Annotated in this window: 25 protein-coding genes, 1 tRNA gene and 1 pseudogene; 9 read left to right on the top strand and 18 right to left on the bottom strand. The window is 43.2% G+C overall.

Features of this window, described 5'->3' with window-relative positions:
- Positions 1-50 precede the first annotated feature (50 nt).
- From dapC to AC13CK_RS04215, 6 genes are all read right to left on the bottom strand, one after another.
- Entirely contained in the window at positions 51-1,220 is a 1,170-nt protein-coding gene (dapC, locus tag AC13CK_RS04240) for a succinyldiaminopimelate transaminase (protein ID WP_425879894.1), read from the bottom strand.
- Positions 1,221-1,237: 17 nt separating this feature from the next.
- Positions 1,238-3,910 (bottom strand): [protein-PII] uridylyltransferase, encoded by a 2,673-nt coding sequence (glnD, locus tag AC13CK_RS04235; protein ID WP_004731539.1) that lies wholly within the window; start codon positions 3,908-3,910, stop codon positions 1,238-1,240.
- Between the two features lie 26 nt (positions 3,911-3,936).
- Entirely contained in the window at positions 3,937-5,151 is a 1,215-nt protein-coding gene (gene purT / locus AC13CK_RS04230) for a formate-dependent phosphoribosylglycinamide formyltransferase (protein WP_171057027.1), read from the bottom strand.
- Positions 5,152-5,266: 115 nt separating this feature from the next.
- Positions 5,267-5,914: a hypothetical protein gene (locus tag AC13CK_RS04225; RefSeq protein ID WP_425879895.1), complete on the bottom strand. Its 648-nt coding sequence runs from the start codon at positions 5,912-5,914 to the stop codon at positions 5,267-5,269.
- A 93-nt stretch (positions 5,915-6,007) separates the two neighbouring features.
- Complete coding sequence (gene ygaH / locus AC13CK_RS04220; RefSeq protein WP_004278941.1) at positions 6,008-6,355, bottom strand: L-valine transporter subunit YgaH; 348 nt, start codon at positions 6,353-6,355, stop codon at positions 6,008-6,010.
- Complete coding sequence (locus AC13CK_RS04215) at positions 6,352-7,104, bottom strand: AzlC family ABC transporter permease (RefSeq protein ID WP_425879896.1); 753 nt, start codon at positions 7,102-7,104, stop codon at positions 6,352-6,354. The genes ygaH and AC13CK_RS04215 overlap by 4 nt, the downstream gene beginning before the upstream one ends.
- A gap of 103 nt (positions 7,105-7,207) precedes the next feature.
- Between AC13CK_RS04215 and AC13CK_RS04210 the strand changes: the two genes are divergently transcribed.
- Positions 7,208-7,705 carry a hypothetical protein gene (locus AC13CK_RS04210; RefSeq protein ID WP_005106524.1) on the top strand — a complete coding sequence of 166 codons (498 nt, stop codon included), beginning with the start codon at positions 7,208-7,210 and terminating at the stop codon, positions 7,703-7,705.
- Positions 7,706-7,895: 190 nt separating this feature from the next.
- Here AC13CK_RS04210 and AC13CK_RS04205 read toward each other — a convergent pair whose 3' ends face one another.
- Both AC13CK_RS04205 and ychF read right to left on the bottom strand, forming a co-directional pair.
- Positions 7,896-8,513: a superoxide dismutase gene (locus AC13CK_RS04205; RefSeq protein WP_425879897.1), complete on the bottom strand. Its 618-nt coding sequence runs from the start codon at positions 8,511-8,513 to the stop codon at positions 7,896-7,898.
- Positions 8,514-8,720: 207 nt separating this feature from the next.
- Positions 8,721-9,812: a redox-regulated ATPase YchF gene (gene ychF / locus AC13CK_RS04200; protein WP_004645523.1), complete on the bottom strand. Its 1,092-nt coding sequence runs from the start codon at positions 9,810-9,812 to the stop codon at positions 8,721-8,723.
- A 294-nt stretch (positions 9,813-10,106) separates the two neighbouring features.
- On the opposite strand from ychF, the gene AC13CK_RS04195 reads away from it, so the two are divergent.
- Positions 10,107-10,871: a glutathione S-transferase family protein gene (locus AC13CK_RS04195; protein WP_004645522.1), complete on the top strand. Its 765-nt coding sequence runs from the start codon at positions 10,107-10,109 to the stop codon at positions 10,869-10,871.
- Positions 10,872-10,935: 64 nt separating this feature from the next.
- Here the strand turns inward: AC13CK_RS04195 and AC13CK_RS04190 are convergent.
- Positions 10,936-12,292 (bottom strand): annotated as a pseudogene (locus tag AC13CK_RS04190) (hypothetical protein).
- A 380-nt stretch (positions 12,293-12,672) separates the two neighbouring features.
- Here AC13CK_RS04190 and AC13CK_RS04185 point away from each other — a divergent pair.
- The gene (locus tag AC13CK_RS04185) at positions 12,673-13,143 is read left to right on the top strand and encodes an Lrp/AsnC family transcriptional regulator (protein ID WP_004645518.1); all 471 of its coding nucleotides are present in this window, start codon (positions 12,673-12,675) and stop codon (positions 13,141-13,143) included.
- Positions 13,144-13,211: 68 nt separating this feature from the next.
- Here the strand turns inward: AC13CK_RS04185 and AC13CK_RS04180 are convergent, their stop codons facing one another.
- On the bottom strand, positions 13,212-13,961 hold the full coding sequence (locus AC13CK_RS04180) for a YebC/PmpR family DNA-binding transcriptional regulator (protein ID WP_004645516.1): 750 nt from the start codon (positions 13,959-13,961) through the stop codon (positions 13,212-13,214).
- Between the two features lie 248 nt (positions 13,962-14,209).
- Positions 14,210-14,764, bottom strand: a complete 555-nt coding sequence (locus AC13CK_RS04175; protein WP_026056524.1) for a 1-acyl-sn-glycerol-3-phosphate acyltransferase — start codon at positions 14,762-14,764, stop codon at positions 14,210-14,212.
- Between the two features lie 797 nt (positions 14,765-15,561).
- Between AC13CK_RS04175 and AC13CK_RS04170 the strand changes: the two genes are divergently transcribed.
- Positions 15,562-15,638 (top strand) — tRNA-Ile (locus AC13CK_RS04170).
- 671 nt (positions 15,639-16,309) lie between these two features.
- On the top strand, positions 16,310-16,546 hold the full coding sequence (locus AC13CK_RS04165) for a hypothetical protein (RefSeq protein WP_085064551.1): 237 nt from the start codon (positions 16,310-16,312) through the stop codon (positions 16,544-16,546).
- Positions 16,547-16,553: 7 nt separating this feature from the next.
- Here AC13CK_RS04165 and bioB read toward each other — a convergent pair whose 3' ends face one another.
- The 3 genes from bioB to queG form a co-directional block, all read right to left on the bottom strand.
- A complete protein-coding gene (bioB, locus tag AC13CK_RS04160; RefSeq protein ID WP_422195919.1) occupies positions 16,554-17,555 on the bottom strand; it encodes a biotin synthase BioB in 1,002 nt (333 codons plus the stop codon).
- 142 nt (positions 17,556-17,697) lie between these two features.
- Positions 17,698-17,898 (bottom strand): hypothetical protein, encoded by a 201-nt coding sequence (locus AC13CK_RS04155; protein ID WP_085064553.1) that lies wholly within the window; start codon positions 17,896-17,898, stop codon positions 17,698-17,700.
- A 125-nt stretch (positions 17,899-18,023) separates the two neighbouring features.
- The gene (gene queG, locus AC13CK_RS04150; RefSeq protein WP_425879918.1) at positions 18,024-19,118 is read right to left on the bottom strand and encodes a tRNA epoxyqueuosine(34) reductase QueG; all 1,095 of its coding nucleotides are present in this window, start codon (positions 19,116-19,118) and stop codon (positions 18,024-18,026) included.
- A 23-nt stretch (positions 19,119-19,141) separates the two neighbouring features.
- On the opposite strand from queG, the gene AC13CK_RS04145 reads away from it, so the two are divergent.
- Together AC13CK_RS04145 and AC13CK_RS04140 are read left to right on the top strand one after the other, a co-directional pair.
- The gene (locus tag AC13CK_RS04145) at positions 19,142-20,599 is read left to right on the top strand and encodes an NAD(P)H-hydrate dehydratase (protein ID WP_425879919.1); all 1,458 of its coding nucleotides are present in this window, start codon (positions 19,142-19,144) and stop codon (positions 20,597-20,599) included.
- Positions 20,600-20,609: 10 nt separating this feature from the next.
- Entirely contained in the window at positions 20,610-20,882 is a 273-nt protein-coding gene (locus AC13CK_RS04140; protein WP_253147544.1) for an acylphosphatase, read from the top strand.
- A gap of 3 nt (positions 20,883-20,885) precedes the next feature.
- On the opposite strand, the gene ruvC is transcribed toward AC13CK_RS04140, so the two are convergent.
- Entirely contained in the window at positions 20,886-21,431 is a 546-nt protein-coding gene (ruvC, locus tag AC13CK_RS04135; RefSeq protein WP_004278925.1) for a crossover junction endodeoxyribonuclease RuvC, read from the bottom strand.
- 125 nt (positions 21,432-21,556) lie between these two features.
- On the opposite strand from ruvC, the gene AC13CK_RS04130 reads away from it, so the two are divergent.
- Entirely contained in the window at positions 21,557-22,123 is a 567-nt protein-coding gene (locus AC13CK_RS04130) for an FxsA family protein (RefSeq protein ID WP_253147543.1), read from the top strand.
- Between the two features lie 122 nt (positions 22,124-22,245).
- Positions 22,246-22,884, top strand: coding sequence for a LysE family transporter (locus AC13CK_RS04125; RefSeq protein WP_044108580.1), 639 nt, complete (start codon positions 22,246-22,248; stop codon positions 22,882-22,884).
- On the opposite strand, the gene AC13CK_RS04120 is transcribed toward AC13CK_RS04125, so the two are convergent.
- From AC13CK_RS04120 to ahpF, 3 genes are all read right to left on the bottom strand, one after another.
- On the bottom strand, positions 22,868-23,074 hold the full coding sequence (locus AC13CK_RS04120) for a hypothetical protein (RefSeq protein WP_425879920.1): 207 nt from the start codon (positions 23,072-23,074) through the stop codon (positions 22,868-22,870). The two genes, AC13CK_RS04125 and AC13CK_RS04120, sit on opposite strands and share 17 nt — an antisense overlap.
- Before the next feature lie 144 nt (positions 23,075-23,218).
- Positions 23,219-23,464, bottom strand: a complete 246-nt coding sequence (locus AC13CK_RS04115; RefSeq protein WP_425879921.1) for a hypothetical protein — start codon at positions 23,462-23,464, stop codon at positions 23,219-23,221.
- 278 nt (positions 23,465-23,742) lie between these two features.
- Positions 23,743-24,870 (bottom strand): alkyl hydroperoxide reductase subunit F (gene ahpF, locus AC13CK_RS04110; RefSeq protein ID WP_482830981.1); only part of this gene is annotated, 1,128 nt, incomplete at its 5' end.

Genomic DNA, 24,870 nt, shown 5'->3' with positions numbered 1-24,870 from the left:
CAATTAAAAAACCCACTGATCTACAGTGGGTTTTTTAGTCATGATAAAATTTAGAGAATGGCTTTCAGACGTTGAATGACTTCTTCACATTGCGCCAGATCGGCAACAAGGGCTAAACGTACATGATTTTCACCCGGATTACCCTGTTCAGTATCGCGGGATAAATAACGACCCGGAAGAACTTTAATATGTGCTTCCTCCATCAGGCGCTTGGCAAAGGCTTCATCATTATCGACTTTTAGCCAGTAGTAGAAACCTGCATCCGGTTTTTTCAGTGGCAATAAATGTCCGAGTTCCTGTTGAAATAAATCAAACTTGGCACGGTATTGCACCCGGTTTTCTTCCACATGCGCTTCATCATCCCAGGCAGCAATAGACGCCAGTTGATGTTGCACCGGCATCGCTGCGCCGTGGTAAGTACGGTATTGCAAGTAAGGTTTTAACAGGTTGGCATCACCGGCAACAAAACCTGAACGCATACCCGGAAGGTTAGAACGTTTAGACAGTGAATGGAACACCACACAGTTTTTATAGTCATCCCGGCCGATTTCAGCACAAACTTCCAGTAAACCTACAGGTGCCTGATCAAACCACAGTTCCGAATAGCATTCGTCTGAAGCAATCACAAAGTTGTATTGATCCGACAAGGCAATCAGTTTTTTAAACTGCTCTTTTGATAATACTGCACCGGTTGGATTGCCCGGGGTACAGACAAATAGCAGTGCAGTTTTTTCCCAGACTTCTGCCGGAACAGCATCAAAATCACCGAGGTAATTATTTTCCTCAGTACAGTTGATGAAATAAGGTTTTGCCCCTGCAAGCAGTGTTGCACCTTCGTAAATCTGGTAAAACGGATTCGGCATCACCACATAAGGTGCATCTTCACGATTCACCAAAGCCTGTACAAACGAGAAAATCGCTTCACGCGTACCAGAAACAGGCAGGATATTGCTGTCTGCACTGATGCTATTTAGCTGAAAACGGCGCGTCAGCCATTGGGCAATACTTTCACGTAGCTCCGGCAAGCCTTTACTGTTTGGATACGTCGACAAATGTTTGAAGTTATCGATAATTGCTTGTTTCACAAACTCTGGTGCAGGATGCTTTGGTTCACCAATCGATAGGGGAATTAAGGGCATATTTGCAGGCTGGATATCCGCAAAAAGCTTATTTAACTTTTCAAACGGGTAAGGATGCAGTAGAGACAAGCTAGAGTTCATGAATAAGTAACCGCGTTTTAATGTGAGTGTTGACTACAAACCTGATGAGAGGCTTCATCCAGCGCAGTTTTAAGTGCAGCTGCAAATTCGGCAGATTCTCCAGGTGTCATAGGGTTGCCATCCTTTTTGGTGACAAAGAATATATCTTCGGCACGTTCGCCCAGTGTGGCAATTTTGGCAGAGTGGATATCCAGCCCTTGCATCATAAATAAACCACCGATTTTGGCAAGTAAACCGGGATGATCGAGAGTGGCAATTTCGACCATATTCTGATTCAAGGCAGGATTGACACTGATATCGACTGTATTTTCAATATCAAAATGACGTAATTGACGCGGAATCCGGCGCTGCATCAAGCCCGGATATTCATCTGAATGACTCAAGGCATCTTTCAGAGCCTCAATCACTGTGGCCTCGCGTTCCGGATCGGTCAATAAGGTACCAAAACGGTCGAGTACTACATAGGTATCCAGACTGAAGGCTTTAGTCGCTGTAATAATCCGTGCGTCTTGTACATCCAGATTCATACGATCCAGAATAGCTACCGTGGTGGCAAACAGGTTGGGTTGATCCTGCGTATAAATAAAGATCTGTACCGCATCTTGAGCATATTTACGGTGTGCCCGCATCAGCACCAGTGGGGCAGGATTGTCGCCGTGCTGTAAAATGGCACGGGTATGCCAGGCGATTTCATCTGCTGTTTCTTTGAGGAAATAGTCATCACCAAGTTCCTGCCAGACTTTTTCTACTTCATCCAGTGAGAAGTCCTGAACCAGAAGTTCACTGGCTGCAAATTTGGTATCTTCAATCAGCATCTGATAATCAACCGGACGGCCCAGACCGGAACGGATCACGTCACGTGCTTGAGTATATAGTTGACGCATTAACGAGGCGCGCCAGGTATTCCAGAGCTTCGGATTGGTGGCATTAATATCGGCTACCGTCAGAGTGTATAAATAATCAAGATGCTCCATATCACCCATTTTTTCTGCGAATTCTTTGACCACATCCGGATCGGAAATATCTTTTTTCTGGGCGGTGACAGACATTACCAGATGATTCTGGATCAGCCAGGCCACCAGGTTGCTTTCACGTTCGGTAAAACCGTGACTACGGCAGAATTTAATCGCATCGCTGGCACCAAGTTCACTGTGATCACCGCCACGGCCTTTGGCAATATCATGGAAAATTGCCGCCAGATAAACGATGTCACGACGGGTCAAACGCTGGAACACTGAACTGACTACCGGAAATTCTTTGGCAAATTCAGGTTCTTTAAAGCGGTTTAAATTACGTAGCAGCAATAAGGTATGTGCATCGACCGTATAAATATGGAACAGGTCATATTGCATCAGTCCCAGAATTTGTCCAAATGCAGGAATATAGTTTCCAAGCACACCATAACGCTTCATGGCAACCATGGTGTCATAGAGTCGATGCGGTGAACGGATAATCGCCATAAACAGTGCCTGATGCACCGGATTATCACGGAAATCCTGATCAATACGTTTTCCAGCCAAGGTCAGCAGGCGTAAGGTACGCGCACGAATGCCTTCGATTTCAGGACGATTGGCCAGCAGATAGAAAATTTCCAGAATTGCGCTTGGATTTTCCGAGAAAATCTTGTGATGTTGCACAGCCAGTTTGCCATCGACCAGTTTAAAGTTCTGGTTGATTTCTTCGATCTGGCGTTCATATTGCGGTAAACGTGGCGTAATGACCGATTCATTAAAATAAGCCAGCAGCATTTCGTTCAGTGTAGACACTTGCTGCGCACTGCGATAATAGCGCTTCATGAACTGTTCAATTGGATAGTTCGGATGATGCGCTTCTTCACGCACATAGCCGAATTTGGCAGCAATATCGCGCTGATAATCGAACAATAAGCGGTTTTCATCGCGCTTGGTCAGGCGGTGCAGGTGATGACGGATTTCCCAGAGGAAACTCTCTGCTTCCTCGAGCACACCGAGTTCAAATTCTGAAATAAAACCGAGGTGCACCAGATCGTAAATGCGATTGACGCGGAAATGCCGTTTGGCAATCCATCCAATCTGGTTGATGTCACGAATACCGCCCGGCGCATTTTTAATATCCGGTTCCAGATTGCTTTCGGTATTGTTGTGCTGAGCATAGCGTTTATGCTGCTCATCCATCTTGGCATCAAAAAAGGTTTTGTCGGTCCAGGTACGTGACACGATGCGACGTGGCCATTTGCACAGGTTTTCATTGCCAATAATCAGGCGGGCTTCGATCAGGGTGGTGGCGACGGTCAGATCACTGCTGGCCTGATTGACACATTCATTGATGGTGCGGACACTGATACCGGGTTTGAAATTCCCCACGTCCCAAAGCGATGAAATGAATGTAGAAATCAGTTGTTCCTGTTCCGGGTTAATCTCGTCTTCTGACAAGATCATGATGTCGACATCAGAATAAGGCAGCATTTCACGACGGCCATAGCCTCCGACTGCAAACAGGGCCAAATCAGTTTGATCCAGTTCGGCATGCTGCCAGAGAAACTGCAATGCTTCATCAATCAGGTTGGAACGCGCCAGAATAATATCCCGAATCGACTGCCCATTTTCAAAACTTTCCTGAAGCTGATTTTCGACATCACTGCGCCATTGATTGATGGCTTTAATGTCATGGTTGCTTTTAGCGTAATTCAGCAGTGGATGGGTGTTGATCATGTACAGTCGTCCGTTGGTATTTCAGCTTAGTTTTGGTTGACGCTAACTTGGTTAGCGACCTGTAGGGCCAGTTCACGTGCCTGTTCAATAGTTTCTGCACGTGCCGTGGCAACGCCCATACGACGACGTTTAAAACCTTCTGGTTTGCCAAACAGGCGCAAATCGGTATTGCCGTCTGCTAAAGCAAGATTCAGGCCAGAAAATGAAAGATTACGGCCATCTACTCCAGCATAAATTACCGCACTGGCAGCCACACTATGTCGTGCAGTATTCACCGGCAAGCCTAAAATAGCACGTGCATGCAGCTCAAATTCACTTTGAAATTGGGAGGCTAAAGTCACCAGTCCAGTATCGTGTGGACGTGGGGAAACCTCACTAAACCATACTTTGTCGCCTTTTACAAAGAGTTCCACTCCAAAGATTCCGCAGCCACCAAGTGCTGTAGTGACCTTGTTGGCAATGCGCTTGGATTCTTCCAGCGCGGCTGGAGTCATCGGTTGAGGCTGCCAGCTTTCCACATAATCACCTGAGTCCTGACGATGTCCGATCGGGTCGCAATAAGACGTTTCGATTTCGCCGGTTTCTGGATTTTTTGCACGAACAGTCAATAAGGTAATTTCAAAATCAAAGTCAATTTGTGATTCTACAATCACAGTACCCTGATTGACCCGGCCACCGGTTTGCGCATATTCCCAGGCAGCATCGACTTCATCAAAACGGGTAACACGAGACTGACCTTTGCCTGAAGATGACATCACCGGTTTCACAAAGTTTGGATAGCCGACATCGTCACAGGCCGCGCGGAAGGATTCTAAACTGTCGGCAAAACGGTAAGCTGAAGTTGGCAGACCGAGTTCTTCCGCAGCCAGACGACGAATACCTTCACGGTTCATGGTCAGATTGACGGCTTTAGCAGAAGGAATGACTGTAGCAATGTTCTGGGCTTCTATTTCAAGCAGAACTTCGGTCGCAATCGCTTCAATTTCAGGAACAATTAAATGTGGCTGGATTTGATTGATGAGTTGTTTGAGTTCTACAGCATCTGCCATATTCAAGGTATAGGAATAATGCGCAACCTGCATGGCAGGGGCATGATCATAACGGTCAGCAGCATGAACTTCGACTCCAAGGCGTTGTAGTGAAATCACCACTTCCTTGCCCAGTTCACCAGAACCCAATAATAGAACTTTATAGGCAGAAGATTGAAGGGGAGTACCAATAGTCACGCTCATGTGGATCATCCATGCTTGATTTTATGGACTTTTAGCATAGCAGAACTGAGCCGACAGTTAAGCCAAGATTCATACAAAATTGTGATATTGACCAACAGTTTTATTTATAAAGTTTTTCTAGATTTTAATAAGGAGGCGCTGTCATTTTCACATCGCTGTCAGACTGCGTTTGCAGAAGATAAATCCCGCTTCGAGACTTGAGCTTTTCTATTTGTGCAACTTGTTCAGTATTGATATTTAGCATCTTTAACAGACGTAATGTACGAACATGCAGGAAATACGCATAGGGCAATACAAAAGGCAGTACAAAGCACAGCAAAAATAACAGTAGCCCAAAAACTGTGAATTGAATGCAGTCTCGCAAGATGGTGGTGAGCTGGAACTGATCTGCTGAAAAGGCGGTGGTAGCTGAAAAAAGAATAAAAAGGAGCGCAAATAAACCAGCAAAAATTTTTAGAGTATTCGGCAGGACACGATGTCTGAAGCTCCATTTACCCAAAATCAATGTCAAAGGATGAAGATGCAGCACGTATTGGCTCTGATTAAGCATAGCAATAATTTGATGGGTGCTATTCTTTTTAATATAAACCACCCGAACTTGATCTGCTGGTTGAGCATGTATTTCGACAAAATGTCCGGTAAAATTTTGAGCATTGATAAAACATTCAAAATATTGTGCCGGCACTTCATGTCGATGGAATACGGTTAACATTTCATCGCGCCGATGATGAATAAAGATTTTGCCTTCAATCACCTGTTTGACCTCAAACATGCGCATCCTTCCTTGTTTTTATTGTTATATAAAAAAGACCTATACTATGAGTTTAGCATAAGTCTTTGTTTCGATTGATCAACGAGTTAAAGCTTAAAAGGGTACTGGAACATAGGTGTAAACCAGGCCATAGGTGAGCGCTGCGGTCAGAGTCGCCATCACGATACGTTTAAACTTAAAATACAAAACCGTAAGCACAATAAAGCCAACCAGCATCGCAAAACTTTTATTCGGTGTTTCTAATAAAGGTGGCAGGGTAGCAACCACCAGCATGGAGCTGATCGCAGCAATGCCAATTGAACCCAAGGCAATTTTTAGCCACAACGCTCCGCGTTTTTGCGAACCTTGCTGAAATTTCTGAATGACAAAAAAAGGACCAAAGCGTGAGGCAAAATTGGCGATTCCGACTAAAATCCCGACCAGAATAATCTCTAGATTCATGTTTGATCTCCTGTGTGCTCAGGATCTGGCTGCTTCAAAATATAGTGTTTGAATAGGCCGGCAAAAATACCGGAACTGATACCGATAAAGATCGCGGCGGACAGGTCGATAAAATAACAGGCCACAGCAGAAACCAGAATCGTGACAGCTACAACAAAAGTATGTTTTTTCTCAAAAGCTGCCAACAAGAAACTCAGGAACAGCGCAGGTAACAAGAAATCCAGTGCTGCCTGCAAGAACTGTGGCAAGTTACTGACCTGATCGGCAAATAAGCCACCGAGGAAAGATCCGAGTGCCCAGGATATCCAGCTAAACAGGCTTAAACCGAGCATCCAGGATTCTGACCATTCCTGTCGCCGTTGCGAGAGCTTGATCATGCCGGAGGCAAAAACTTCATCGGTCAAACCCCAAGACCAGATTGCCGTTTTCTTTAAATTCAGCCGGTCTTGAATCAGATTTTGTAACGCAGGGCCATAAAGCAGATGACGAATGTCTAAGGCAATCACGGTTAATGCCGTCATCCAGATAGATGTTCCACTACCTAAGAGAGCAACCACCAGGAACTGGCTGGCACCTGCATACATCGAGCAGGACAGGAACAGTGCTTCCCAGGCGGTAAAGCCAAACTGAGTGGCTGAAACACCAAAAGCAAACGACACTGGTAAATAAGTGAAGATAATCGCTTGGCTATCTTTTGCACCTTGCCAGAAGCCAGCAGGTTGCGTAGCGAGTTGATTCGGTTCAGACACGACACACCTTGAAGGAGAGTTGAACGATGGGTCAAATGAAGATTGTGTATTCTACGTGAATTTAATAGCATAGTGCCGAAATGTTTAAATTGGCGAGCCTGATATGTGGATGTTCAAGACACGTGCGATGCTGACTGCTGCTTTAATAAGCACGGCAATATTGTTACAAGCGTGTGGGAATGACAGTCAATCGACTGATAAGCCAGAAATTAAACCGGCACCTAAATTGACTAATGATGCGACGACTTATGCCAATGCCGCATGGCAACTGATCAATGAAGTGGATCCACTGGTCTATAATAAAGAAGTGGATCAGCTGGAAACACAGGTACGTCAACCAGCACGTAAATTGAGTACAGACTGGCGTATTAATGTCAAAATGACCGATTCGGTGACCGAAGGCAAATATGCTCTGTGTCGTAAAGCTTTGACCAGTCTGGAAATCTGGGCGCGGACGACCATGGAAAATGGCAACAGCCTGCAACAAAAACAGGCGGATTATGAGCGGGATAAACTGCAATGTCAGAATGCCATTGCCCATCCTGCACTCGGAAATACCGATCCTAAGCAAAAAGGTACTGCAATTGCCAATATGCAATAAACCTTTGCCCATTTAAATGTACTTATAAAAAGCCAGTCTGAATGACTGGCTTTTTTAGCAAAATAAGCTTTAAAAATAGGGCATCCACATATGTTCTAATAAAAGTACCATTACACCGCAGATCAGGAGTGTGCTGCCAATCATGCGTTGAATCATTGTACGTGTAGACATGGTCGATCTCCTCAAAGATTTAAAGCGTGTTTAATGCTTCCAAATAACGACGATTTACTTCTTTCCAGTTCACAACATTGAAAAAAGCCGAGATGTATTCCGGACGACGGTTTTGATATTGTAAATAATAAGCATGTTCCCAGACATCCAGACCTAAAAGGGGAATATTGCCATGCATCAGCGGAGAATCCTGATTGGCACTGCTTTCCACAATAAGCGTTTGATCTGGCGCCATACTTAACCAGGCCCACCCACTACCAAAACGGCTAAGCGCTGCTTGGGTAAACGCTTCTTTAAATGCCTCGAATCCTCCTAATTCATGTTCGATCGCCTTGGCAATTTCACCTTCAGGATGACCACCGCCGTCTGGACTCATCACTGTCCAGAACAGGGAGTGATTGGCATGTCCACCGGCATTGTTGATCACGTTCTGTCTGAGTTGCTTGGGTACTTCATTGAATTTGCTAATTAAGGCTTCGACTGATAAATCTTCCCATTCTGTGCCTGCTATTCCTGCATTGATATTATTGATATAGGTTTGATGATGCTTGCTATGATGAATTTCCATAGTCTTGCTATCGATATGAGGCTCTAGCGCATCATAAGCATAAGGCAGTGCAGGCAAGGTGTAGCTCATTGGCAGGATTCCTTAAGAAGAATGGAGTTAGGTTATTTTTCATTAGATTTAAGATACGCTCTAATTTAATATTTTTATATGAGAATAGTTATCATTATTAATATATGTTGATCTTATGCGGTTCCTGAAAGCCTGTTATACGTATGAATCCTCTTTTATAAGCAATAAAAAAGCCCCAAGAAGGAGCTTTTTTTAAACAGCAAATACTTAGACGTTAAAACGGAAGTGTAAAACATCGCCATCCTGAACGATATAAGTTTTACCTTCTAGGCGCCATTTGCCTGCTTCTTTCGCACCGGCTTCGCCGTTGTACTGCACGAAATCATCATAAGCGATACATTCTGCACGGATAAAGCCTTTTTCAAAGTCGGTATGAATCACGCCTGCTGCCTGTGGTGCAGTTGCGCCAACTTTTACGGTCCAGGCACGAACTTCTTGTACACCTGCGGTGAAGTAAGTTTGTAGGCCAAGCAGTGAATAACCCGCACGAATTACAACGTTTAAGCCAGGTTCTTCCATGCCCATTGCTTCAAGGAATTCAGCACGATCTTCATCTTCAAGCAATGAAATTTCAGCTTCAATCTGGTTGCAAAGTGGAACTACAATCGCATTTTCTTCAGCGGCTAATTTTCTGACTGCATCTAAATGCGGGTTGTTTTCAAAACCGTCTTCAGCAACGTTGGCAATATACATCGTTGGTTTAAGCGTCATTAAACCAAAGCCACGTACCAGCTTGCGTTCGTCATCATCTAGGTCCGCTGCGCGAGCCGGTTTACCTTCATCAAGTAAAGGCTGGATTTTTTCCAGAACTGCTTTAGTAGCTAGCGCTTCTTTGTCACCACCTTTAGCAGATTTAGTCAAACGCGTAATCGCTTTGGCTACAGCATCCAAGTCTGCAAGCGCAAGTTCGGTATTAATCGTAGCGATGTCATCTAATGGATCAATACGACCATTCACATGAATGACGTTTTCATCTTCAAAACAACGCACAACGTGAGCAATTGCATCAGTTTCACGAATGTTGGCCAAGAACTGGTTACCCAAGCCTTCACCCTTAGAAGCACCCGCTACCAGACCTGCGATGTCTACAAATTCCATAGAAGTCGGAATAACACGTTGTGGTTTAACAATTGCAGTCAATTTGTCTAAACGTGGATCAGGAACAGGTACAATCCCGGTGTTTGGTTCGATCGTACAGAAAGGGAAGTTTTCTGCAGCAATAGCAGCTTTGGTTAAGGCATTGAAAAGTGTAGATTTACCAACGTTCGGCAAGCCGACAATACCACAATTAAAACCCATGAAATAACTCACAAAAGCGTTATATAAAAATTGCCCCCGATTTTACATGAAAGCGCAGCTAAAGTCAGGTCATGCGCTTGCGGTTTATTGCAATCAAATGCTTCTGGCGACCTAAAATGATTCGCTGAGCTTTCCTGGATGTATCGTGAGTCCACCAACCATAGAGGAATAATCAGCCAGTATTTTACTTTTGAATAAAAATCACATTGTTTTTCTAAAAGTGAGTGACTAAAGTATCTGAATAAAACGGCGGCCTACACGCCCTGATCCAATAACGATAAACATGGAGCATACATGCGAACTTTATACCAGTTTCCTTTATCTCACTTTTGCGAAAAAGCACGTTGGATGCTGGACCATAAAGAGTTGTATTATGTTGCTCACAATCTGATACCCGGGGTACACCGCGCTTTTGCCCGCCTGAAAACAGGTCAGAATCGTCTGCCTATTTTGCGTGATCAGGATCGATGGATCGCAGATTCCACCCAGATTGCTCTGTATCTGGATGATACTTATCCAGAACATCGTTTACTGCACGCGGAAGGATATTTTCGAAATAAAGCTTTAGAAATTAATGAAATTACTTTGGAATTGGGTCGTCATGTCCGTCGCTGGATGCTCTCTCAAGCACTGACTTCTGATCATGAATCTCTGGATATTTTAATTGGTGAGCAGGGCTATCTGCGCCAGTTTGAAAAATTTTCTAAACCTTTATTGAAAGCGATGGTGGCCAAGGGGTATGCATTGAATGAGGAAACCGTGGCGGAATCTAAACAACACATCGATGTTGCTGTACAGCAGCTCAATCAGATGCTGGTCAGCCAAGGTGGGCATTATTTTGTCGGAAATCGTTTAGGTCTGGCGGATATTGCAGTCTGTTCCATGTTGGCACCGCTTCTGGCGATTCCAGGTACGCCGTGGGAAAAAGAAAATTTTGAAACCTTGTCCGAAGAATATCGCGACTATCAGCAGTATTTGAATGAGCTACCACTGGGTGAATATATTTGCCGTATTTACCGAACCGAACGCAATGCACGGGTAGACTGGCGTGGTGTATAAGTTTAAATGCCAATCCAAGAATTAAAAAAACGCGCATGAAGCGCATTTTTTAATGAGATTATGATTAACCCCAAGGATTAGTCTGGTCGATATCAATATTTTTAGTAAAATTATTGAGGAGTGAACCAAAATCAAATCCGGATGAAGAACCGCCACTGCCGATATTCTGAATTGTATCTTTAATGCCCGGCAGGAGAGCAGACAGATCAATATTGGAATCAGTCGTACCCACACCTTGGACAAGATCACCGAGGTCAGGCAATTCAATCGAAGAGCCACTACCAACCAGCTGACCAACACCTTCGGCAATACTGCCTAGGTCAAAGCCGTTTGAAGCAGAGGAAATACTTTCGATCATACCACCCAGATCCAGATCGCTACCGAGATTGAGATTGCCTAATAACCCACCCAAGTCTATGCCATTTGAACCATTCGCAATCAGACCGCTCAGTAAGTCAGTGAAGCCACCGACATCAAAACCACCCGTTGCATTTCCGCCTACAAAGCCGCTAATTAAATTGGTAATAGCACCAAGATCAAAATCACTGCCTGCATTGCCACCGATTAAACCACCCACCGATCAGGCCACCAACGAGCTGAGCAATTTGTGCAATATCAATCTCACCATTGCCGCCAATTAGGTTGCTGACCAGGCCTGCGATGGCACCAATGTCTACGCCACCTAATCCGCCAGAACCACCGATCAGGCCACCAACGAGTTGAGCAATTTGTACGATATCAATTTCACCATTACCGCCAATCAGGTTGCCGACCAGACCTGCGATGGCACCAATATCTACACCGCCCAATCCGCCAGAACCGCCGATCAGGCCACTAACCAGTTGAGCGATTTGCGCAATATCAATCTCGCCATTGCCACCGATTAAGCCACCCACCAGACCTGCAATTGCTCCAATATCTATATCACCTAAACCGCCAGAACCGCCGATCAGGCCACCGACCAGTTGAGAAATTTTACCAATATCAATATTGCCTGTACTGCCGCCCAATAAGCCGCCCACCAGTTTAGAAATAGCCCCAAGATCCAGGCTGCTGCTATTGCTCCCCATTAAGCTCTTTAATAAGTTGGTGACCTGGGTAATATTAAAGCTACCGCCATTGGATTGAGTTAAGCTACTGATCAGGCTTTGAATATTTAAATTTGAGGCATTCGAACCAGAAAACTGAGTTAATAAATTGCTGAGATTTGTCGTACTCAGGCTGCTTCCAGAAAGGAGATTATTTAATAATGACCTGACTGAAGGTTGAGTATTGGATCCGGTGAGATTGCCAATAAGATTGGTGAGGGTGCCTGATGTCGTTCCACCGAATAAGCCGCCCAATAAGCTCTTCGTTTGGGTTTCGACGGTTAAAACAGGACTCACTTTTGTTTTTATCAAGCTTAAAAGTTTAGAAGCCATGACCGTTCCTTGTGTAATATTTTTGAAATGCGCTATTTTTGTTTTTAAAGCGCCTTTGTTTTAATCTATTTCTATACACTTGTAAAAGATAGACGGTTAAGTCGTGTAGGGGCTGAGAGGAATAGCCTATCTGTTGTCGTGTTTACCCAATTTAAATAATTTAAAAATAAAGATTTAATTAAAAATACCATTGGTCATATTTTTAATTAATGCGATTAACGGTCATTTAAACCCTCCTGAAAACCGTATTTATAAAATGAAATCCCATTTGGAAAAAAATTTCAGAATATGAAAATTTTGTGAAAAATAAATAAATATTGTATAACAGAGATGGCGCAAAATTTTCTGCATCTATTGATTATTGATATAAGAGTATAAAAATGGAACTGGATCGTTTCGATAAACATATTCTAGAAATATTGACCCATGAAGATGTCAATCTGAATGAACTGTCCGAGCGGGTGAATTTATCTGTCAGTTCGGTGCATCGCAGGATCAAACACTTAATCGATCATAATATTATCAGTGGCTTAAAACGTGAAATCAATTACCAGAAATTAGGTTTCAGCCTGCATGTGCTGTTACAGGTATCCTTAAGCAAACATGATAGCGATACTTTTGCCAAATTTCTGGAAGAACTGGAAAGTATTCCCGAAGTGATTAATGCCTTTTTGGTCACCGGTCAGTCTGCGGACTTTATTGTCGAAGTGGTGGCAAGGGATATGGAAAATTATAGTGAAATCCTGCTTAAGCGGATTGGAAAAATTGAGCATGTGGTGGCACTGCATTCCAGCTTTGTCATTAAAGAATATAATGTCTTTAACTGTAGCGGATTACTCAATAAAGTTTAATCAAAGCTAGGTTGGTGGACAGCCATAAAAAAACGCACCCTAAGGTGCGTTTTTTGAATCAGACATATTTAAGCATCAAGTTCTGCTAAAACTGCGTCTGAGAATTCAACGTTGGTATAAACGTTTTGTACATCATCCAGATCTTCAAGCATATCAATCATTTTCATGATTTTTTTCGCTTGATCGATGTCTGTGATTTCTGCTTTGGTTGAAGGACTCATCACTACTTCAGCATTGTCAGATTTTAAACCTGCAGCAGTTAAAGCATCTTGAACTTCACCGAAGGCTTCAGGTGTGGTAATGACCAAGATATCATCTTCAGTGACTTCGATGTCTTCAGCACCTGCTTCTAATGCCACTTCCATGATTTGATCTTCCAAAGACACATCTTCAAAAGTGATCTCACCACGTTTCGTGAACAGGAATGCCACCGAGCCATTGGTGCCTAAGTTACCATCAGTTTTAGAGAAGCAATGACGTACGTCAGGCACAGTACGGTTCAAGTTGTCAGTCATGGTTTCAACAATAACCGCAACACCACCTACACCATAACCTTCGTAGGTCACTTCTTTCAGGTCGTCGTTATCTTCGCCACCAGCACCACGTTGAATTGCACGGTTGATCACGTCACGTGTCATATTCACTGATAATGCTTTTTCAACCACAGCACGTAGACGAGGGTTGCTTGCAGTATCTGGACCACCAAGCTTTGCAGCAGTGGTTAATTCACGAATGTATTTGGTAAAAACTTTACCACGACTCGCATCTTGTTTTGCTTTGCGATGCTTAATATTGGCCCACTTGGAATGACCCGCCATGCGAACTATGCTCCTTGTAGATTGGCTGTATGCCTATCAGAATGCCGAAATTCTACCATAAGCGTTTTTTTAAAAAAAAGTGCCTGGATTTGAGATTTCAGGATAAAAACAAAAAAAGTGCAATATCGAGGAAAAATAGAAAGAGGATAGGGGGATTTATAATTCTATTTATACATTTATATGGACAGATGACTTGGACATAAACAGCAGAATCGCTGATTATGTCCGTGCTTTTATTTTTAAAAAGCTTATTCTGGAATAACGATATCCAGGCCAACCTTGTCTTTATATAGTTGCTTGATCAAAGCCAGGTCATGCGCAAGGTCTGTCGGATAGATCTTGCCAAGAATGCCACCTTGCTTGGTTCTGGAATTGGCGTATAACAACACGATTGGTACATTGGCAGCCTTGGCAATATGCCAGAAACCGGTACGGATTGGTTTGCGTGCTTCACCTTGTTTAGCCCGTGTTGCTTCGGGAGCAATCACCAGATTGAACTTTTCATTGTTCTGAAAATGTTCCACCATCTGGGTCACGATATCTTTACTGGCCTTGCGGTCAACCGGAATACCACCCACAGCGTTCAATAGCGGTTTAAACGGTCCTTTAAATAATTCTTTTTTAATCAAGGTATGAACCTTGAGGTCATAAATCTGGAACAGGGCAATTGACAGTACCGCATCCATCATTGAGGTATGTTCAAACCCAATAATGACCTGTTTATCTTCAAGCACATCGGGTTCGACATGATATTGCCAACCTGCAAGTTTAAATGCAGATTCGCCAAGGAATTTATTTAGCATAAGTACGGAGAAGTAAAAGCTGTATGTAGAGAACTGCATAATTTCATCTTGTTCGCCCATACAGTCAATAGGCTTTCCAATAAAATCAGCGAATAATGTAAAAATCTATGATTTATTCATCTTTTTAAGCTGCAAGATTAAGAGTTAATATATATAAATAAAATAATATTAATATCTTAAAAATATTAGTAGATACAAAAAAAGTCTTAAAATGATGAAAAAATGACTATCCAGAGCACACTTTAGTTATTCGACTTTTGTCGAAGAAGAAGACTGATACAGGTCTTTTCTATTTTCTTATTCTTTCTACTCTGAGATTGAAAAGTATGACATACATGACAGCCTTCGTAGTCTCCTTATTGATTTTTGCGCTTATAATTGTATGGTCTTTGATCGAAATTAAGCAGGATTTACATAAAGGCGAAGAAATGAAGTCTGAATTCTAGTCATTCTATTTCTTTAGTTCTAGGCTATTCCTTTAACATTGCTGCCTGAGCAATAAAGAATTTTGATACCTTATAGATATACTAAGACCTTAAATCTATCAGTTTTACGCTTAGTAGACCGGATTAAATTCAAGATACAGGCTCATTTATCTTAAATGATGCAGCATGTATCTCATTTTTCTATATGCCTCCTATACTGAAGTCTTAAGTAACTGAATTTTGACTAAGACAAGTCGCCCATGATTGCTGCCTAAATGTTCAAGCAGTTATAAAAGCACTTGTCTTTCCAAAAAATCTTAGCTAGTATTCATGACGCCTGAACTTATTGATAAATAAAGTTTTCAGCATATAGGGCCTATAGCTCAGTTGGTTAGAGCAGCGGACTCATAATCCGTTGGTCGACAGTTCAAGTCTGTCTGGGCCCACCATATAAAACAACCCCTTACGTGCATTAATCGTAAGGGGTTTTTTGTTTTTGGATATTATGAAATCTGAAGTAAGCAATTCACTTAATTGATCGTCGTTCTTATCTCGAAGGACTTAAAATGGGTTGCCTCCACTGATAATGAACTTTTCTAGTTTGCCTTTCAATAAAGATTCTTCGTTACCAGCTTAATAAAAAAGCATCTCCCTCAGATATTACTTTTGTTATCTAAATTCCATAAACATCCTCTTTAATCAAAAAAAAAGTTCATATTTATGAAATAATTGTGATGTAGTTCAAAGAATATCTGCAAAAAAAGTGAAAAGTAGATGAAATGCATTTTACAACTGAAAAAATTATGCTAATTAATATGAGATGATTTTTTAGTCAAAAATCATGATGTTTCAGGACGGAATATCTTAAGAAGCGTATTAAAAAAATGATTAAACAGGAGTTTCAATGATGCTTCAGCTTTTAAGAAAATTGTTTTGTTTGCATATTTATGAGTATGAGCAAATGCAAGAGATCGGGGAACACAGGGAGTGTCGTAAGTGCGGTACGAATCAGGACTAAAGTTTTTGCAAGAAAAGTGAGCAATGGCTCACTTTTTTTATGCTTGTTATGGGCTAATTTCCGTTAAAATTAAAGGGAAATTTCAACACGATGAACAGGCATATGAGTAAAGATTTTCATGCAGATAGCTATATCGTCGACAGTAGCCTGGCAGATACCCTGCACTGGCTCAGCCTGCATCAAGATAGTTATGAATCCTTTAGCTATGATGCAGTCACGCAAGTGCTGATGGTGCATCATGCCAATGGGGTAGATCAAATCCGAGTCGGAGATTATCTGAATGCCCGTTATGGTATTTTAATTACTGCACATAACTTTTCTGTGAGTTCATCAAATTAAATAGTGATTAGCTTGCCATTGCATCTGTAGCCAAGCTGCGAACACTTGGTTTTGGCTGTTCTGCAACTAAACCTAATTTTGCAAAGAGTTGCTGATCACGACCCTGAGCTGTATTGGGAGTCGTCAGCAGTTTTTCGCCAGAGAAAATAGAATTGGCACCGGCCATAAATGCTAGCGCTTGATCCGAATCGCTTAAGGATTCACGGCCGGCAGAAAGGCGAATATAACTTTTTGGCATCAGCAACCGTGCTACGGCAATGGTACGAATCCACTCAATCACATCCAGTTTTTCTACATCTGCCATCGGTGTACCTTCAATCGGTACCAACATATTAATCGGCACGGATTCAGGATGAATTGCCAGAGTTGCAAGTTCATATAACAAACCAATCCGGTCATCACGGCTTTCGCCCAGACCCACAATACCGCCACTACAGACTTTCATGCCAGCCTGACGTACATGATCCAGAGTATCCAGACGATCATCAAAGCTACGCGTGCTGATGATATGTGAATAGTATTCACGAGAAGTATCCAGATTATGGTTGTAATAATCCAGTCCCGCATCTTTCAAGCGTTCAGCCTGTGATCCATTTAGCATCCCCAGTGTCATGCAGGTTTCCAGACCGAGTGCTTTGACTTCACGCACCATTTCCAGCACATAAGGCATATCGCGTTCATGTGGGTTGCGCCATGCAGCCCCCATACAGAAACGTGAACTGCCTGATGCCAGCGCCTGTTTGGCTTCCTGAATCACTTTATCGACCGCAATGCGTTTTTCAGCTTCCAGTTTGGAATCATAATGCGCTGATTGTGAGCAGTATTTACAGTCTTCAGGGCATTTACCTGTTTTAATCGAGAGCAGGGTACTGACCTGAACGGTATTCGCAGTGAAATGTTCACGATGAACCTGTTGCGCTTGGAACACTAAATCCATTAAAGGCTGTTGATATAGAGCTTGTATTTCTTCACGTGACCAATCATTACGTACCGCATCACTACTGTTCATCTCTTTCCCTGTCTATGCTTATTTATCATTCAGTTCATCTTAATAAAAATAAGCTTTTGCTTCACTAGCAAAATATGACCTTATATAAATAACAAAGCCCACACGGGGTGGACTTTGTCATTATATTCAATCCTGCAAATTTTTATTCACGATGACCACCATGAATATTCTGATTTTGCAGATCGTCACGATGCTGCTTGTTCAGCACTCGTTCATCCTGTTCATGCTGATTGTTTTTTGGGGAATTAATCGGGCCATGTTGCGGCTGCTGCTGTTGTTGCTTCTGCTGGTCATGTTGAAGCTGCTCCAACAGTTCTTGATTTGGATTTTTTGATGACATCATCTTTCCTCCACTTCATTTCTGACTATTTTTATTTATGCCATAGTCTGAAACGAGGGTGTGTAAGGCTTTTAAGTGAAACTGTGAATCTAGGTAAAGTTGAAATATATTTTAATAGTGATAGAAAATTAGCTGGATTTTGCCAGTTGTTCTTGAATCGCCCAATCGATATGTACCTGCACAATTTCATCATGCTGATCACGCTGTTGCTGAAGGGCCGGAATAATCTGCCCATCAAAGGGTGCATTGCCCAAACCAATGGCGATATTGCGCATAAAGCTTTGATAACCCGTACGACGTATCGGACTGCCTTCAGTCGCACTTAAAAAGGTGGCTTCATCCCATTGCCATAAATCCAGTAAACTCACTTGATCCAGTCCATGCCGCGGATGAAAATCCTCTATCGAGGTCACTTGGGCAAAACTGTTCCATGGACATATCAGCTGGCAATCGTCACAACCAAAAACCCGGTTACCAATTCCGCGTCGCAAATCTTCTGGAATAATGCCTTTATATTCGATGGTCAGATAGGCGATACAGCGGCGAGCATCTAACATATAAGGCTCGACAATGGCTTGAGTCGGACAGATGTCGATACACGCAGTACAGGATCCACAATGTTTGGTCGCGGGTTCATCAAAGGGCAGTTCCAGTGAAGTAAACAGTTCACCCAGCACAAAGAATGAGCCTGATGTTTTATGAATCAGCAGGGTGTGTTTACCTGTCCAGCCCATGCCGGCACTTTCAGCCAGCGATTTTTCAAAAATGGGTGCAGAATCCGCAAAAGGACGTGATTCAAAATCTCCGATTTTTCCCCGGATTTTTGTCGCCAAGGTTTTCAGGCGACCGCGCATGGTTTTATGATAATCCCGGCCACGAGCATAACGCGCAATAATGGCAGAGTTGGGTGCATAAGGGATATAACGTGGTTCTGGTGCGTCGACCAGATAATCCATACGCACACAGATAATGCTACGTGTGCCGGGAACCAGTAAGGCGGGATTGGCACGTTTTTCCAGATTCTCTTCCAGAAACTTCATGTCACCATGATAACCACGATCCAGATATTCCTGTAAGCGTGCTAATTCTGCTTGAGCATCTGGTTTGGCAATGACACAATCAGAAAAACCCAATTCTAAAGCCTGCGCTTTAATCCATGCTTTTAGCTCGGCTGGATCTTGTTGATAAACTTTAATTTGCGCTTGAGAATCGGGAGTTGCCATAAACCAAAGACAGGGAATAAGAAATGCAGCAACAAGTTTACCATAGCCGTGATCTACAAGCATGGGAGCAGCGCTGGTTTCAACAGCAAAATAGTTCCTACGGTTTAATGCAACAAGTCGCCTGGGGGATTAGTCAGCGGCTGATCACTTTATTTTCCCAGCAAAAAATAAAAAAAATCGCTGTCTGCTGTGGTCAGGGTAATAATGCCGGCGATGGCTATCTTGTGGCCAAATATCTCAAACAGGCGGGCTTCAGTGTTGATATTTATGCAGTTGAGTTGGGTAATTCCAAAGATTTAGCATCGGCTGTGCAGGAAGCTCAGCAAGCTGGCTTGCAGCCTTATTCGCATTTTGATTTTCAATCTGAATGTGAGGTCTATATCGATGCATTATTCGGAATTGGTCTGAACCGTCAGCTGGACTTTGACTGGCAAAATGTTATTCAAACGATCAATCAGCAAACTGGATTAAAAATCTCAATTGATATTCCGAGTGGATTGGATGCCAATACCGGCCAGCCTTTGCCTGTTGCGATTAAAGCTGACTACACTTTCACGGGTTTAGGGCTTAAGGCAGGACTGTTTACCGGACAAGGCAAAGAATATGCGGGCAAGATCGAACTGATTTCTGCTATCCCGACAGATACTGAGCTTCAACCAATTGCTTGTCTTTCATCACATCAGATTCAATTGCCGAAGCGTGAAGCCTTTGGTCATAAAGGCAGTTATGGTCATGTCTTGGTTGTAGGTGGTCATGCCGATATGGGGGGGGCAGTGATCATGGCAGCAGAGGCAGCATTTGCTGCCGGAGCAGGTAAAGTGACGATCGTCTGTGATGCAAAACACCATACTGCGATTTTGTCACGTGCACCGAATATCATGCTGCGTGATATCAATCTTTTAACTCAGGAGCAACGCCAAGCACTAATTCAGCAGGTCGATGCAGTCTGTTTTGGCATGGGATTAGGTCGTGATTCTTGGTCAGAGCAACAATATACAGTTTGGTTTGAGCTGACTCAGCAATCTGATCTGGAGGTAGTTTTGGATGCGGATGCCTTATGGTTTCTGGCCAAGCAGCCTCAAGTTTTGAATTCCCAGACTTATGCGACTCCGCATCCTGGGGAAGCCGCTACGTTACTGGCGTGTAGCACTGCGGAAGTTGAAATGGATCGGATTGCAGCCATTCATGCCCTGCAACAAAAATATCAGGGACAATGGGTGCTAAAAGGTTCAGGCAGCCTGATTCTGGAAGAAAAACTTTATATATGCACAGCTGGAAATGCCGGTATGGGGACGGGTGGAATGGGAGATGTGCTGGCCGGCATGATTGCTAGTCTAAAGGCACAATTTAAACAAAAAATTCATTTGCATGAAATTGTGACGCTGCATGCACTTGCAGGTGATGAACTGGCCAAAAATGGCGAACGAGGTTTGCAGGCGCAGGATATGAAGCATGCGATTTATCAGGTGGTGAATCGCTAAGGAGAATAGTGTGCCAGTCATCAAACTGAATATTTCAGGCCAAGTCCAAGGAGTCGGATACCGTTACTGGTTTGCCGAGCAGGCTCAAGCACTTGGACTGAAAGGATATGTGAAGAACTTGAGCACAGGTGAGGTGGAGGCGGTTATTGTTGGAACAGATTCACAACTTAGCGAAATGATTGCACGAAGTTGGCAAGGGCCTGCTCGTGCAACTGTAAAATCTGTTATGCAAGAGTATCTGGAATCTGAGCTAGATGTTCAAGACTTTATAATATTGCGTTAAACCTTATCGACGACGGCTACTGACGCGACTCCGGCCGCGTGCCATACCGCCCAACGCATTCAATACCGCCATTTTACTCATACTTCCTGAGGCGTGGGCATGACAAATAGCAGCAGCTAAAGCATCGGCGGCATCCTGCTGCGGTTTGATGCTGAGTTTTAGAATATTCATCACCATCATCTGCACCTGTTCTTTATCCGCAGCGCCATAACCCACTACCGACTGCTTGATCTGGCGCGCAGTATATTCAGCGACTTTCAAATCCAGATTGACCAGTGCCGCAACAGCAGCACCACGGGCCTGACCGAGTTTTAAGGCAGAATCCGGATTTTGTGCCATAAAGACCTGTTCTACCGCAGCTTCAGTGGGACCATAAAATTTTACAATGCGCTCCACGCCGGCAAAGATACGTTTTAAACGTTCAGGCATTTCTGTTGTTTCTGTTCTGATGGTGCCGGCATCAACAAAAGTCAGTTTGGAGCCGTCTTTTTCGATAATTCCGTAACCGGTTAAACGAGAACCGGGGTCAATCCCAATAATTAATGACATGCCCGCACTTTAAAAATAGAATAATGCCCATATTGTTACATAAGCGTATCAAAAAAGCTTGATCCTGATGAAGCAGTTGATTCCAGCATCCTATTATTTATTTTACTGAGATTAGATTAATTTTCATGAAATTATTTCTTATTATCCTTGCAGGCTTAATCCTAGAAGTATTTGTCTGGATTGGCGTGGGTGACCTCGTCGGGAGCATGTGGTACGTATTTTTCTGGTTTGTAGCCGCATTTTTTATTGGTATGAATCTGATCCGTAAATACTCGGCCGGTGTCATGCCACAGATGCAGCAAATGCAGATGGGACAGATGAGTGCAGATCCTGCACTAACAGGAAATTTACCTAAAATTCTGGCAGGTTTCTTTCTGCTTATTCCTGGATTGATTACCGATGTATTAGCCGTATTAATGCTCATTCCAGCGGTTCAGCAGGTCTTTAAGGCTGCCATGATGAAAGCGATGATAAAACGTCAACAACTCATGATGGAAAAAATGATGGGTGGCATGATGGGCGATATGGGTGGGGCACAAGGCCAAAATCCATTTGCCGAGATGATGCGTCAAATGCAGGATATGCAAAATCAGCAATCAGGTCGCGGTGATTCCACCATTATTGATGGTGAAGCACGTGAAGTGAGACCTGAGGCGAAAAAAATTGAAATGAAAGATATCAATCCAAAATAAATGTTTTATTTAAAAAAAAGCTCTATTTAAGCCGAATCTGATGATTCGGTTTTTTTATTGGAACTTTCTAATGTCTTTGAACAAACGTTATAATATATTTTTATAAATTTACCTTAATTTTAATGTCTCTGCTTTTTACGATCTGTCTCCTGCATTTTGTTGCTCAACTCAGTCCCGGTCCCGATGTTTTGCTCATTGCCAAAAGTGCCGCATCCACTACACGCCAGAATGCCCTGAAAGTTATTGCTGGGATCTCTGCCGGTATTGTAGTTTGGGTAGTACTGACACTTGCGGGTTTTACCGTGTTAATTGACCAGTTTCCATGGATTCAACAGGTATTGATGGTGCTCGGTGGTGTGTTCCTGGCTAAAATGGGATGGGGCATGTTAAAGGGTGGTGTGCATAGCTTTAAAAATAGACATCAGGCCGACGACGATACAAATGGACAGGTGCAAGCTAAAAACTATTTTATGTTGGGCTTATGGACCAATCTTTCTAATCCCAAAACACTGATCTATTTTAGTAGCGTATTTTCACTGGCCTTGAGTTCGTCTGCTTCCGATTATTTGAAAGCACAGCTGGCAGTGATTATTCCTTTGCAGACCTTTATCACCTTTGCTTTATTGATGCTGTTGATTTCCCAACCAAAAATTAAAATCTTGTACCAGCGTTCGGGGAGTTACATTGATATGATGTCAGGCGGACTATTTCTGCTATTTGCATTGTGGTTATGGTATGACGCACTTATTCTGATGAATTAAGGGGTATATCTTCATTTAATGCTGGAGATATTGGTGAGGTCGGGGAAGGAGAGGCTAAATTGTCTGGTGTTTTAACCGCCGTTTGATAACGATTAGGCTTTAAGGTGGTTTCAGTATTTTCAGAGCCTTGATAGCTGCGGCTACGGTTAGCACGTTCGCGTAATCCACCTTTTTTAATTAACTGAACCATGGCACATCTCTCATTCAAATCCACAGCTATTGTAAATCAAATCTGGATTTCATGAGGCTATTTTCCGCATCGCTATTTGAATTATTCAAGATTAATAAAAAGACCTGTTTGAACCAACAGGTCTTTACTGTCAGATGAATAAATTTAGCGAAGTCTTTTATCTTCTTCTTTTAAAACATCCAATAGCGAGTGTTGTGCCGGTACTTCTTGTTGGGACTGTACATACAAGTGCACCACTTTAAATACGATAGCTGTAACGAGACAGGCGATTAGACATAAAATCCAGAAACCAAAAGGGCTGCGAATATGATGTGAGCCGCAGTTTGAGCATGATTTTTCTGTAGAGTCGACTACTTTTTCACAGCAGGCACAATGATATTGATACTGCATTTTTCTTCTCCCAGGATGTTATCCTTTTTATTCTTCGATCATGAAAGATGATTTGTTGCTCTATCATAGGAGAGCTTTTCTGGGCTGGCAAGACGAGATTGCTGACAATTACATAGTATCTATATAGGATAAAAATTAATTACATGACTAAGATCATATCAAGAAAATGATTAAATGATTCATTATTTGAAAATATAGTTGAATCTAAAAAGATAATGACAAAATCAATTAAAAATAAAGCCCGCATCAAACGGGCTTTATTTGAGCTAGTCTAAAACTTACTGCCCAGAACGGATAATGTAATCAAAAGCAGACAATGACGCCTTGGCACCTTCACCGGTCGCGATGATGATCTGCTTGTAGGGTACAGTGGTACAGTCACCTGCAGCAAATACGCCTTTCACATTGGTTTCGTTGCGGTCATTAATCACAATCTCGCCACGGTTGGTCAGCTCAACTGGGGTTTCTTTCAGGAAGTCCGTATTTGGCAACAAACCGATTTGCACGAAGATCCCCGCCAGCTCAACCACATGCTCTTCATCGGTGGCACGGTCTTTATATTTCAGGCCGGTCACCTGTGAGCCATCGCCCAGTACTTCAGTCGAGAGGGCATTCTTGATCACCGTAGTGTTTGGCAAACTGTTGAGTTTGTCTTGCAGCACCTGATCCGCACGCAACTTAGTATCAAATTCCACCAGCGTGACATGTTCTACAATCCCTGCCAGGTCAATCGCGGCTTCAACACCTGAGTTACCGCCACCAATCACAGCAACACGTTTGCCTTTGAACAGTGGACCATCACAGTGCGGGCAGTAGGCTACACCACGGGTTTTGTATTCCTGCTCACCTGGAACATTCATCTCTCTCCAGCGTGCACCGGTCGACAGAATCACGGTTTTTGATTCAAGTTTTGCCCCGTTTTCCAAGGTCACTTCAACCAGACCGTTGGCCGTTTCATCCGCACCTTTGATGTTAGACACGCGTTGCAGGTTCATGATGTCGACCCCGTATTCACGCACGTGGGCTTCCATTTCCGCTGCAAACTTCGGACCTTGAGTTTTCTGTACAGACGTAAAGTTTTCAATGTCCATGGTATCCATGACCTGACCGCCCATGCGTTCAGCCACGATCCCGGTTTTAATGCCTTTACGTGCTGCATAGATGGCTGAAGTATTCCCTGCAGGACCACCACCGATCACCAGGACATCAAAGGCATCTTTGGCATTCAGCTTTTCCGCATCTTTCGCGGCTGCATTGCTATCCAGCTTGGCAATGATTTCTTCCAGCGTCATACGACCCTGACCGATATGCTGGTTGTCCTGGAATACCATCGGCACCGCCATGATCTTGCGCTCTTCGACTTCGTCCTGGAAGAAAGCCCCATCAATCATAGTGGCAGTAGTGCC

The sequence above is a fragment of the Acinetobacter sp. L-24 genome, assembly GCF_056857555.1.
This window is presented reverse-complemented; position numbering and strand designations above follow the sequence as displayed.